An 11,826-nucleotide genomic window follows, 5' to 3' on the forward strand; every position below is an offset into this window, starting at 1 on the left:
CCGAGGGGCTTCCGAGGGGCTCAGGCCCCGAACGAGTGGATCGTCGTCGTCCGGTACGTCCGACCGGGCCGCAGCACCGTCGAGGGGAACGTCGGCTCGTTCGGGGAGTCCGGGAAGTGCTGTGTCTCCAGGCACAGGCCGTCGCCCTGGCGGTAGGTGCGCCCCGAGGTGCCGACCAGTGTGCCGTCGAGGAAGTTGCCGGAGTAGAACTGCAGGCCCGGCTGGTCGGTGGCGATCCTCAGGGTGCGGCCGGAGTGCGGGTCGTGCAGGGTCGCGACGTGCTCGGGCCCGGCCGTGACGCCCTTGTCGAGGACCCAGTTGTGGTCGTAGCCCTTGGCGGTGACCTGCTGGGGGTGGCCGGCCCGGATGTCCCGGCCGATCGGCTTGCCCCGGCGGAAGTCGAAGGGGGTGCCCGCCACCCCGGCCAGTTCGCCGGTGGGGATCAGGCCCGAGTCGGTGGGCGTGTAGCGGCCGGCGGCGATCGTGAGCTCGTGGTCGTGGATGCCGCCCGTGCCCTCGCCCGCGAGGTTCCAGTACGTGTGGTTGGTGAGGTTGACGACGGTCGGCCTGTCGGTGGTGGCCTCGTAGTCGATGCGCCAGTCGCCGTGCCGGGTGAGGGTGAAGGTCACCTTCGTCCTGAGCGTGCCGGGGTAGCCCATCTCGCCGTCGACGCTGGTGTAGTGCAGGTGTAGGCCGACGTCGGAGCCCGCGGTGAAGGGCTCCACGTCCCAGACGTGCTTGTCGAAGCCCTTGGCACCGCCGTGCAGGCTGTTCACGCCGTCGTTGACGGAGAGCCGGTACGTCGTGCCGTCCAGCGTGAACCGCCCGCCTGCGATGCGGTTGCCGTAGCGGCCGATGGTGGCGCCGAAGTACGGGCTCTTCGCCACGTAGTCGTCGATGGCGGCGAACCCCAGGCAGACGTTGGCGTACCGGCCGTGCCGGTCCGGGATCTCCAGGGACTGGACGATGCCGCCGTAGCTCAGGACCTTCATCCGCGTGCCGCCGTTCTCCAGCGACCAGCGGTGGACCTTCGTGCCGTCGGCCAGCCTGCCGAACAGCTCCTTCACCGGCTTCCTGCCTGCCGGACCGGCGGCCCGGGCCGTGCCGCCGAGCGTGGTCGCGGCGATGCCCGCGGCCGTGGCCGTCGCGATGACCGAGCGTCTGTTCAGTTCCATGTGCGGCTCCCGTGAAGGTCGGGGCCCCGCCGGGAGGGCGGGGCCCGAGCTGACTTACGAACCGGACTTGCGCTTGTTCCACACGTCGAAGCCGACTGCCACCAACAGGGCCAGGCCCTTGATGACCTGCTGCCAGTCGGTGCCGACGCTGAGGAGGTTCATGCCGTTGTTCAGCACGCCGAGGACGAGACCACCGATGATCGCGCCGAGCACGGTGCCCACACCGCCGCTCATCGACGCGCCACCGATGAACGAGGAGGCGATGGCCTCGAGTTCGAAGTTCACGCCTGCCTTCGGCGAGGCCGCGTTCAGCCGGGCGGCGACCACCAGACCCGCCAGGGCCGCCAGCACGCCCATGTTCAGGAAGACCTGGAAGGTGACCCGCTTGTCCTTGACGCCGGACAGCTTCGCGGCGGGCAGGTTGCCGCCGATCGCGTAGATGTGGCGGCCGAAGACGGCGTTGCGCATCACATAGCCGTAACCGACCACCAGCACACCGAGGATGATGAGCACGATCGGCGCGCCCTTGTAGCTGGCGAGCAGCAGCGTGAGGACGAGGACCGCGGCCACCAGGGCGACCAGCTTCAGCGCGAACAGCCGCGCGGGCAGGACGTCGAGGGAGAACTCCTGCTGCCGGCGCCGGTCCCGCACCTCCTGCCACACCACGGCGGCGACCAGGACCAGGCCCAGGAGCAGTGTGAGGTTGTGGTAGTTGGTGTTCGGGCCGACCTCGGGCAGGAACCCGTTGCCGACCTTCTGCAGTCCGTCCGGGAACGGGCCGAGGGTCTGCCCCTTGAGCAGGATCTCCGTCAGACCGCGGAAGAGCAGCATCCCGGCCAGGGTGACGATGAACGACGGTATGCCGAGATACGCGATCAGAAAGCCCTGCACCGAGCCCGCCACCGCGCCCACCAGCAGGCACAGTACGACGGCCACGGGCCAGCCGAGATGATGGCTGACCGTCAGCACCGCCGCGAAGGCGCCCACGAACGCGGTGAGGGAGCCGACCGACAGGTCGATGTGCCCGGCGATGATCACCAGCATCATGCCGATCGCGAGGATCAGGATGTAGCTGTTCTGCAGCACCAGGTTGGAGACGTTGCGCGGCAGCAGCAGGTCGCCGCCGGTCCAGATCTCGAACAGGACGACGATCAGGCCGAGCGCGATCAGCATCCCGTACTGCCGCATGTTGCGGCGCAGGCCGTTCAGCACCAGCTGCAGCAGGCCCTCGCCCGCGGGCGATCCGCCGCCGCCCGCAGGCGCGGGGGCCGGGGTCCTGGCGGTCACATCCGTGCTCATCGCGTCACCTCTTTGTCCTGCGTGTCCTTGGTCATATGACGCATCAGCACTTCCTGCGTGGCCTCGGCCCGCGGCACCTCACCGGTCAGCCGTCCCGCGGCCATCGTGTAGATGCGGTCGCACATGCCGAGCAGTTCCGGCAGCTCGGAGGAGATGAACACGACCGCCTTGCCCTGGGCGGCGAGCCGGTCGATGACCGTGTAGATCTCGTACTTGGCGCCCACGTCGATGCCGCGCGTGGGCTCGTCCAGGATCAGCACGTCCGGACCCGCGAAGATCCACTTGCTGAGGACGACCTTCTGCTGGTTGCCGCCGGACAGCTTGCCCACCGGCTCGAAGACGGTCGGCGCCTTGATGTTCATGGACTTCCGGTAGTCCTCGGCGACCTGCCGCTCCTGGTGCTCGTCCACCACGCCCCGCCTGGCGACCTTCTTCAGCGCGGTGAGCGAGATGTTCCCCTTGATGGTGTCGATGAGGTTGAGCCCGTAGTGCTTGCGGTCCTCGGTCACGTACGCGATGCCGTGCCCGACCGCCTCGGCGACGGTCCTGGTACGGATCTCCGTGCCGTCCTTGAGGACCGTGCCGGCGGCGTACCGGCCGTAGGTGCGGCCGAAGACGTTCATCGCCAGTTCGGTGCGGCCGGCGCCCATCAGGCCCGCGATGCCGACGATCTCCCCGCGCCGCACCTCGATCGACACGTCGTCGACGACCTTGCGCTGCTGGTCGATGGGGTGGAAGACGGTCCAGCCGCGGATCTCCAGCGCCGGGGCCGTGCCCTCCTCCGGCCGGTGCGGGGTGCGCTCGGGGAAGCGGTGGTCGAGGTCGCGGCCCACCATGCCGGCGATGATCCGCTCCTCGGTCGTCTCCGGCGCCTTCACGTCGAGGGTCTCGACGGTGCGGCCGTCGCGCAGGATCGTCACCGAGCCGGCGACCCTGCGGATCTCGTTCAGCTTGTGCGAGATGATGATCGAGGTGATGCCCTGCTTCTTCAACTCCAGTATGAGGTCGAGGAGTTTGCCGCTGTCCTCGTCGTTCAGGGCCGCCGTCGGCTCATCGAGGATGAGCAGCTTCACCGACTTCGACAGGGCCTTCGCGATCTCCACGAGCTGCTGCTTTCCCACGCCGATGTCGGCGACCCGGGTCTCCGGGTGCTCGTCGAGCCCGACCCGGCGCAGCAGTTCGGTGGCGTGCTCGAGGGTGTCGTTCCAGTTGATGAAGCCGCGGGTGGCGTGTTCGTTGCCGAGGAATATGTTCTCGGCGATCGAGAGGTAGGGCACCAGGGCCAGCTCCTGGTGGATGATGACGATGCCGCGGTGTTCGCTCGCCCGGATGTCCCTGAACCGGCAGACCTCCCCCTCGAAGAGGATCTCGCCCTCGTAGCTGCCGTGCGGATGGACGCCGGAGAGCACCTTCATCAGGGTGGACTTGCCGGCGCCGTTCTCGCCGCAGATGGCGTGGACCTCGCCCTGACGGACCGTCAGCGAGACGTCCGACAACGCCTTGACACCGGGAAAGACCTTGACGATCGAGCGCATTTCCAGGACGGGTCCCGCCATGGTCGTGCCTTCCAGTCGGTTGGGGTCGGTGGATACGGCGGTTACTTCTTGAGCTCGGCGTCGGTGTAGTAGCCGCCCTTGACCAGGACGTCCTCGTAGTTGCCCTTGTCGACGCTGACCGGCTGCAGCAGGTAGGAGGGGATGACCTTGGAGCCGTTGTCATAGGTCTTGGTGTCGTTGACCTGCGGCTTCTTTCCGTTGAGAACGTCGTCGACCATTGTCGAGGCGACCTCGGCGAGCTTGCGGGTGTCCTTGTAGACGGTCTGCGTCTGCTCGCCCGCGATGATCGACTTCACCGATGCCAGCTCGGCGTCCTGGCCGGTGATGACCGGCAGCGGGTTGCTCTTGGAGCCGTAGCCGTCCGACTTCAGCGCCGACAGGACACCGATGGAGATGCCGTCGTACGGCGACAGGACCGCGTCCACCCGGCCGCTCTTGTAGGCGGAGGTGAGGATGTCGTCCATGCGCCGCTGGGCGGTGGCGCCGTCCCAGCGCAGGGTGGTGACCTGGTTGAGCTGCGTCTGGCCGGACTTGACCACCAGCTTCTTGCTGTCGATGTACGGCTTCAGGACGGTCATCGCGCCGTTGAAGAAGTACTTGGTGTTGTTGTCGTCGTTGGACCCTGCGAACAGCTCGATGCTGAAGGGGCCCTTGCCGTTCTTCAGCCCGAGCTTGTCGACGATGTAGCCGGCCTGGAGCTCGCCGACCTTGGTGTTGTCGAAGGAGGCGTAGTAGTCGACGTTCTTGGTGCCGAGGATCAGACGGTCGTAGGCGATGACGGGGATGTTGGCGTCCGCCGCCTCCTGCAGCACGTTGTTCAGGGACTTGTTGTCGATGGCCGCGACGATCAGGCCCTTGACGCCCTGCGTGATCAGGTTCTCGATCTGCGAGACCTGGGTGTCCGGGTCGTCCTCGCCGTAGACCAGCTTGGTCTTGTAGCCCTTGGCCTTGAGGTTCTTGACGACGTTGTTGCCGTCGGCGATCCACCGCTCGGAGGACTTGGTCGGCATGGCGATACCGATGGTGCCGCCCTTGGCGCTGCCCTTGTCCTCCTTGCTGCCGCCCGAGCCGTTCTGCCCGCAGGCGGACAGGGTGAGGGCGAGGGAGGCGGCCGTGGCCATCGCGGCGAGTGCGGCTCTGCGGTTGGGCATGGTCATCATCCTTGATGTGTGGGTCGGTCCCGCGGTGCGGAGGCGCTGCGGAGGGGTGCTGCGGTGGGCGCTGCGGAGGGGTGCTGCGGTGGGGTGCTGCGGTGGGTGACCGAGAACGATTGTGTGGGATTCTGCGCGAGCGTGTGACCTTCTGTGAAGCCATAGTGTCCGGAACGTTATGCCGGGGCCTCGAATCGGCTCAGCGGCCCCGGCCGCCGCGACCCCAGCGGCGCCATGTCGGCGCCCGCTCCGTGGCGGGCGAGCAGATCCAGGGCGAGCCGGCCGCGCCGCACCCGTTCCCGGGCGGTGGCCAGGGCCAGTTCCCGCAGATGGTGTCCGTAGGGATAGATGCCGGGTGCCTTGGACAGGCCGAACTTCAGATAGAGCGGTGCGCCGCGCCGGATCAGCTCGGCGACCTCGTACATTCGCACATAGCCGCCGAGGTCGTCGGGAGCCTCGACGTACATGTCCATGGGGGCGGCGGACACCCGCCGGATCTCGGTGAGGTGATCGAGTGTCAGGTCGCTGGGTACGTTGATCGAGTCGGCGCCCAGGTGCTCGAAGACGGCGTAGGACGCCGGGTTGACCGGGCCGATCAGCGCGGACACCTTCAGGGTGGTGTCGGCCGGGATGATGCCCCCCACGCGCGCCCGGTGCAGCGTCCAGAGCACGCCCTCGTCGGCGACCAGCAGACACCTCACGCCCAACTCCGTCGCGCGTACGGCGTCTTCGACGCACCCGGCGACCGCGTCGTGGCCGCGGGCCCGCAGTCCGGCGCCCCGCGATTCCGAGCGGACCGAGCCGCCGGTGTCCCAGGTGCCGCGCGGGCCGGTGAACAGGCAGAGCTCGATGTCGCGTTCGGCCGTGGCCTCGGCCATTTCGGTGATCTCGGCGTCGGTCAGCATCCACACGCCGCTGCCCTGGCTGATCCGGTGGACCGGCACGTCCAGCCGTGAGGACTCCTTCAGGACCACCGCCAGCGCCTCGGGACCCTCGCACGAAGGGATCTCGGTGCGCCAGCGGCCGCCGCCGGGGAAGGTGTGCGGTGAGGTGTCGGCGGGGTCGGGGCCGGGGGCGCCCAGACCGAGCGTGGTGAGCAGCTGCTCACCGGGCCTGCGGGTTGCCGTGGCGGAAGCGTCGGTCACAAGCTGTCCTTCGTGTTCGATCTGGTTCGGCCTGGCGGAGTGTTCGAGATGACGAACGAGGTTCGATACTCCAGGCGTGAAAAGGCTTGAGGTGTGAAGAGGTGCGAAGAGGTGTGAACAGGGCTCGGTGGTACGCCGGTCACGGCCTCGCCAGGTCACGCCGTGACCGGCAGACGGGCATGTGACGACGGGGCGAACGACACCCCCTAGGGACGGAGCAGGACCTTGCCGACCTTCGGGTCGCCGGCCCCCACCAGGTCGATGGCCTGCGAGAACTCGGCCAGCGGGAGCTCGTGGGTGACCAGCGGCAGCGGATCGAGCAGCCCGGCCGCGAACACCCGCACCGCGTGTGCCCAGGCGTCCGGCGGCGCGCCGAAGACGGTGTGCACCTCCAGCTGCCGTACGACGAGATCGGTCGGGTCGAGTCCGTCGGCGCCCGGCGCCGGAATGCCCGTCAGGACCAGCCGGCCGCCACGCCGGAGCAGTGCGGCGGCCGTACGTGCCGCGTCGGCCGACCCGGCGGTCTCGATCACCACGTCGAAGTCGCCCGGAAGCACGGGGTTTTCGGGGTTCCTGGTGCGGAAGCCGGTGGCCCCGAACCGCCGCGACAGCGCCTCCCGGTCGATGCGGGTACCGACGACCAGCAGCTCACCCGGCGAGACCGCCTTCAGGAACTGCACGGCGAACATCCCGAGGGTGCCGGTGCCGACCACGGCGACCCGTTCGCCCGGCCGGGCGTTCGCCTTCAGCGCGGCGGCCGCGATGCAGGCGGCGGGCTCCAGCAGGGCGGCGGCGGTGAGATCTGCGTGGTCGGGCAGAACGTGCAGCAGCCGGGCCGGCAGCGTCAGGGTGCCGGCCATCGCGCCGGGCCGGGTGAACCCGGTCTCCTCGTACCCGGCGGTGCACAGGGTGGTCTGGCCCGCGTGGCAGCGGTCGCAGACCTGGCAGTTGCGGAAGCCCTCGCCGACGACCTTGCGCCCCACCAGGCTCTGCGCCACCCCGGCGCCGACCGCCCGTACCGTGCCGGACCACTCGTGGCCGGGTGTGAGCGGATAACGGACGTATCCCTCGGGCCGGTTGCCCTGGTACACCTCGCGGTCGCTGCCGCAGATGCCGACGGCGTGCACCGTGACGAGCGCCTCGCCGGCCCCGGGCTCGCGCGGCGTGTGGTCCACGAGCCGGTGCGCGCCCGGTGCCTCGACGACGACCTCGGTGCTCACTTCGTGCCCTTCGGCCTGCGCTGCTCCCAGCCCTCGGCCCACAGGTCGAACCGAGCCTGCTGCTGCGGGAACTCGGCGGCCGCGTCGGTGTCCAGCTCGACGCCGAGACCGGGCGCCTCGGAGAGGTGGAAGTAGCCGTCGACGACCTCCGGGGCACCCCGGACGACCTTCTTGATCTCCGCGTCGGCGAAGTCGTTGAAGTGCTCCAGGATCTTGAAGTTCGGCGTGCTGAAACCGACCTGGAGCGACGCGGCGGTCAGCACGGAGCCGCCCACGTTGTGCGGGGCGACGAGCATGTAGTGCGTCTCGGCGGTGGCGGCCAGCTTCCGGGTCTCCCAGATGCCGCCGATGTGCCCGACGTCGGGCTGGAGGATGTCGGCGGCCTGGTTCTCGAACAGTTCCCTGAACTCGAGCCGGTCGTGGATGCGCTCACCCGTGGCGACGGGCAGGTCCACCTTCTCCGCGACCTTCCGCAGCGCCTTGAGGTTCTCCGGCGGCACCGGCTCCTCCAGCCAGGCCGGCTCGAAGGGGGCGAGCTCCTTGGCCAGCCGGACGGCGGTGGCGGGGGAGAATCGGCCGTGCATCTCCAGCATCAGCTCGGTCTTCGGGCCGATGGCGTCGCGGACGGCCTCGATCAGCGAGACGGAGTAGAGGGTCTGCTCGTGGTCCAGCTCGAAGTGCCCGGTCCCGAACGGGTCGATCTTCAGGGCCCGGTAGCCGCGGGCGACGACCTCCTGGGCGGCCTTGTGGTAGGCCTCCGGGGTCCGCTCCGTCGTGTACCACCCGTTGGCGTACGCCTTGACCCGGTCGGTGACCCTGCCGCCCAGCAACTGCCAGACGGGCACGCCGAGCGCCTTGCCCTTGATGTCCCAACAGGCCATCTCGACCACGGCGATGCCGGACATGACGATCTCACCCGCGCGGCCGTAGTCGCCGTACTTCATACGGCGCAGCAGGTCTTCCACCGCGAACGGGTCCGAACCGAGGATGTGGTTGGCCTCGGCCTCCCGCAGATAGCCGATCAGCGCGTCGGTGTGGCCCAGCATCCGGGTCTCGCCGACCCCCGTGATCCCCTCGTCGGTGTGCACCTGTACGTAGGTCAGGTTGCGCCACGGCGTCCCGACCACGTGCGTGCTGATTCCGGTGATGCGCACGGCAGCTGCCTCTCCGCTGTTCGATATTTCGTCACATGTTCGAAATCTTGGCGTGACAGTAAGGAGGGGGTGTGCGGAGTGTCAATGGGGCGAACGGGTAACGGTTCCGGCAAGGGTTTCGCGAACTCTTTCGGTGCCCGCACGAAACCTTCACAGGCACGCCTAGGAACGTGACCCTCCGGGAACTTAGTCTTCCCGCGTCATGGACTACTGCCACCCGTGCCGCCGGCACCTCAACGGCGCCCTCGCCTGCCCGGGGTGCGGCGCGCCGGCCCAGACGCTCCCTGCGTACGCGGAGGAGGCGGACGCGCATGCGCAGAGGGACGCCGCGCACGTGTCCCACGGCGGCGGCTACGTCGATGGTGGCGCCGACGGTCGTGGTGATGACGGTGGTTACGGCAGTGGTCGTGACGGTGGTTACGGCGACGGTCGTGGTGATGGTGGCGCCTACGACAGTGGTCATGACGGTGGCTACGGCGACGGTCGTGGTGATGGTCGTACCTACGACAGTGGTCACGGCGACGGTCGTGGTGATGATGGCGCCCGCGGCAGTGGTCGTGACGGTGGTTACGACGATGAAGAGGGCGAGGACGAGGACGAGGGTGAGCCGCACGGCCGGGCGGCCCGGCGCCGGGAGCAGGGCCGGTCGCGCGGGCGGTCGCGCGGGCGCGGCGGCGAAGGCCCGGGGGTCACGGCCGCGAGCCGCCGTGACCGCAAGGCCGCGGCCCATCGCAGGCGCCGGCGCCGGACTCTCCTGATCACCGCGGGCTTCGTGCTGGCCGCGGGCGCGCTGAGCCTGGCCGAACTCGGCGTGGACGCGCCGGGTCTGCCGGGCTTCTCCAGCCCGGATCCGGCGGCAGCGGGGGGTGGCGCGGCGGGCGGCGGTACGGCGTCCTCCGGTACGAGTGAAACGGCCCGGCCCCTCGGTGACACCACCGGAGGCGGGAGCGCGGGCGGGCGTACGGCGTCACCGGACGCGTCGGCGTCCCCCTCGGCCTCGGCGTCGGCGAAGGGCGCGAAGCCGTCGCCGGACGCGAGCGCGACGGGCGGCAAGCGGTCGGCACCGGCCACGGTGGGCGCGGCCGGTGGCGCGTCCTCCGCGACGGCCCCGGCCGCACCCCGGCCGCCGAGCACCCCGGCGGCCCGGCCGGTCCCGTCGAACCCGGCCCCCGCGCCGACGCACACGTGCAAGCGGTTCTTGTGGTGGTGCACGTAGGGGCCTGCGAGACGCGCCCAGCCCCTGCGTCGCCGTCCCCAGGGCCCACAGCAACCGGGCTCGCCGGCGAGCCGGCCGGCGTCAGCCGTTCAGCATCCGCCGCAGCAGATCCCGCAGGGCCAGCCGCTCCTCGTCGGACAACCCGGCCAGCGGCTCCCGCGCGAAGCGCAGCCCGTCCCGCAGTTCCGAAGCCACCCGCCGCCCCTCCTCCGTGGCCGCCGCCAGCTTCACCCGCCGGTCCGAGGGGTCCGGCCGCCGCTCCACCAGTCCCCGCACCTCCAGCCGGTCCACGATCCCGGTGACGTTGGACGGCTCGCACTTCAGCTTCTGCGCGAGCCTCCGCATCGGCAGCGGCTCCAGTGAAAGCAGGCTCAGCAGCCGCGCCTGCGCCCCGGTCAGGGCATGCTCCCCGGCCGCGTCCTCGTAGTCCTCGTAGAACCTGGCCACGACGTCGCCGATGAGTTCGACGACCTCCAGGGTCAGTGCGTCGGGGCGCCGGGTATTCGGTGGAGTGGCCATGGTCTCCAGGATACCCCGTTACTTGACATCCTGAAATATTCAGGAGCATGGTTGTTTCAGGTACTGAAGTATTTGGCCTCCCGTCCTCCCTGTCCCAGGAAAGGCGCCACCATGTCCGACACCCCCACCCTGCCCGCCGTCAGCCGTGAATGGCACCTGCTCAGCCGCCCGGTCGGCTGGCCGAAGCCGGAGGACTTCGCCCTGGTCGAGGCGGAACTCCCGCAACCGGGCGAGGGACAGGTCCTCGTCCGCAACGAGTACCTCTCCGTCGACCCGTACATGCGCGGCCGAATGAGTGCCGCCAAGTCCTACGCGGCGCCGTACGAGCTGAACCAGCCCATGCAGGGCGGCGCGGTCGGCCAGGTTGTCGCCTCCAACGCCGAGGGCGTCGCCGTCGGCGACCACGTCCTGCACTTCGGCGGCTGGCGCGAGCACGCCGCCGTGGACGCCCGGCACGCCGTCAAGGTCGACCCGCAGGCCGCACCCCTGTCGACGTACCTCGGCGTACTCGGCATGACCGGCCTCACCGCCTACGCGGGCCTGCTGCGCACCGCCTCCTTCAAGGAGGGCGACACCGTGTTCGTGTCCGGTGCCGCCGGCGCCGTGGGCAGCCAGGTGGGGCAGATCGCCAGGCTCAAGGGTGCCTCACGGGTGATCGGCTCCGCGGGCTCCGACGAGAAGGTCAAGCTGCTGGTCGACGAGTACGGCTTCGACGCGGCCTTCAACTACAAGAACGGCCCGGTGGCCGAGCAGCTGCGCGCCGCCGCCCCCGACGGCATCGACATCTACTTCGACAACGTCGGTGGCGACCACCTGGAGGCCGCGATCGGCTCGCTGAACCTGGGCGGCCGGATCGCGGTCTGCGGCATGATCTCGGTCTACAACAACACCGAGCCCGCCCCCGGCCCGAGGAACCTCGCCCGTCTGATCCAGACCCGCGGCCGCATCGAGGGCTTCCTCGTCGGCGACCACTACGACCTGCAGCCGCAGTTCGTGCAGGAGGTCGGCCCCTGGGTGCGCTCCGGCGACCTGAAGTACCGCGAGACCGTGGTCGAGGGCGTCGAGAACACCCTGGAGGCCTTCCTCGGCGTGCTGCGCGGCGACAACACCGGGAAGATGATCGTCAAGCTCTGAGATCCCGGCCGACATCATCACCGTGACGCCGGCCTGACCACGGTCGTTGCGTACGACGGAGGCCGCACCCTTGGACGTGGGGTGCGGCCTCTGTGTTGGATGGCTCGGTCGCCTACGGGGCGCGTGTTTGATGGCTCGGTCGCCTACGGGGCGCCCGAGCCGGTGTCGAGACGGCGATCGTGCTCAGCGCTTCGCGCCTCCGCGCGTTCGCCGTCTCGACACCGGCGCGCCCCAGCGGCGTACACGCGGCCGGCGCG

10 protein-coding genes are annotated in these 11,826 nt (G+C 69.7%); 2 read left to right on the forward strand and 8 right to left on the reverse strand.

What is annotated here, in order from left to right; all coding sequences use genetic code 11:
• Positions 1-20 precede the first annotated feature (20 nt).
• The 7 genes from AB0A61_RS22490 to AB0A61_RS22520 form a co-directional block, all read right to left on the reverse strand.
• Complete coding sequence (locus tag AB0A61_RS22490) at positions 21-1,175, reverse strand: aldose epimerase family protein (RefSeq protein WP_361294828.1); 1,155 nt, start codon at positions 1,173-1,175, stop codon at positions 21-23.
• 54 nt (positions 1,176-1,229) lie between these two features.
• The gene (gene mmsB / locus AB0A61_RS22495; protein ID WP_361294831.1) at positions 1,230-2,474 is read right to left on the reverse strand and encodes a multiple monosaccharide ABC transporter permease; all 1,245 of its coding nucleotides are present in this window, start codon (positions 2,472-2,474) and stop codon (positions 1,230-1,232) included.
• On the reverse strand, positions 2,471-4,030 hold the full coding sequence (gene mmsA, locus AB0A61_RS22500; protein ID WP_361294834.1) for a multiple monosaccharide ABC transporter ATP-binding protein: 1,560 nt from the start codon (positions 4,028-4,030) through the stop codon (positions 2,471-2,473). Before mmsA ends, mmsB begins: the two co-directional genes overlap by 4 nt.
• A gap of 41 nt (positions 4,031-4,071) precedes the next feature.
• Positions 4,072-5,181, reverse strand: coding sequence for a multiple monosaccharide ABC transporter substrate-binding protein (chvE, locus tag AB0A61_RS22505; protein ID WP_361294837.1), 1,110 nt, complete (start codon positions 5,179-5,181; stop codon positions 4,072-4,074).
• 176 nt (positions 5,182-5,357) lie between these two features.
• Positions 5,358-6,326: a hypothetical protein gene (locus tag AB0A61_RS22510; protein WP_361294840.1), complete on the reverse strand. Its 969-nt coding sequence runs from the start codon at positions 6,324-6,326 to the stop codon at positions 5,358-5,360.
• A gap of 206 nt (positions 6,327-6,532) precedes the next feature.
• Positions 6,533-7,546 (reverse strand): alcohol dehydrogenase catalytic domain-containing protein, encoded by a 1,014-nt coding sequence (locus tag AB0A61_RS22515; protein ID WP_361294842.1) that lies wholly within the window; start codon positions 7,544-7,546, stop codon positions 6,533-6,535.
• Complete coding sequence (locus AB0A61_RS22520) at positions 7,543-8,700, reverse strand: mandelate racemase/muconate lactonizing enzyme family protein (protein ID WP_361294845.1); 1,158 nt, start codon at positions 8,698-8,700, stop codon at positions 7,543-7,545. The genes AB0A61_RS22515 and AB0A61_RS22520 overlap by 4 nt, the downstream gene beginning before the upstream one ends.
• 202 nt (positions 8,701-8,902) lie before the next feature.
• Between AB0A61_RS22520 and AB0A61_RS22525 the strand changes: the two genes are divergently transcribed.
• Positions 8,903-9,916, forward strand: coding sequence for a hypothetical protein (locus AB0A61_RS22525; RefSeq protein WP_361294848.1), 1,014 nt, complete (start codon positions 8,903-8,905; stop codon positions 9,914-9,916).
• 81 nt (positions 9,917-9,997) lie between these two features.
• Here AB0A61_RS22525 and AB0A61_RS22530 read toward each other — a convergent pair whose 3' ends face one another.
• Positions 9,998-10,435 (reverse strand): MarR family transcriptional regulator, encoded by a 438-nt coding sequence (locus AB0A61_RS22530; RefSeq protein WP_361294851.1) that lies wholly within the window; start codon positions 10,433-10,435, stop codon positions 9,998-10,000.
• Between the two features lie 111 nt (positions 10,436-10,546).
• Here AB0A61_RS22530 and AB0A61_RS22535 point away from each other — a divergent pair, with 111 nt between their 5' ends.
• Entirely contained in the window at positions 10,547-11,569 is a 1,023-nt protein-coding gene (locus AB0A61_RS22535; RefSeq protein WP_361294854.1) for an NADP-dependent oxidoreductase, read from the forward strand.
• Positions 11,570-11,826 lie beyond the last annotated feature (257 nt).

It is taken from the genome of Streptomyces sp. NPDC046197 (assembly GCF_040646295.1).
Classification (GTDB): domain Bacteria; phylum Actinomycetota; class Actinomycetes; order Streptomycetales; family Streptomycetaceae; genus Streptomyces.

Coding starts and splice junctions, on each gene's coding strand:
- AB0A61_RS22530 (WP_361294851.1), bottom strand. CDS start 10,435: ATGGCCACTCCACCGAATACCCGGCGCCCCGACGCACTGACCCTGGAG.
- chvE (WP_361294837.1), bottom strand. CDS start 5,181: ATGCCCAACCGCAGAGCCGCACTCGCCGCGATGGCCACGGCCGCCTCC.
- AB0A61_RS22490 (WP_361294828.1), bottom strand. CDS start 1,175: ATGGAACTGAACAGACGCTCGGTCATCGCGACGGCCACGGCCGCGGGC.
- mmsB (WP_361294831.1), bottom strand. CDS start 2,474: ATGAGCACGGATGTGACCGCCAGGACCCCGGCCCCCGCGCCTGCGGGC.
- mmsA (WP_361294834.1), bottom strand. CDS start 4,030: ATGGCGGGACCCGTCCTGGAAATGCGCTCGATCGTCAAGGTCTTTCCC.
- AB0A61_RS22535 (WP_361294854.1), top strand. CDS start 10,547: ATGTCCGACACCCCCACCCTGCCCGCCGTCAGCCGTGAATGGCACCTG.
- AB0A61_RS22525 (WP_361294848.1), top strand. CDS start 8,903: ATGGACTACTGCCACCCGTGCCGCCGGCACCTCAACGGCGCCCTCGCC.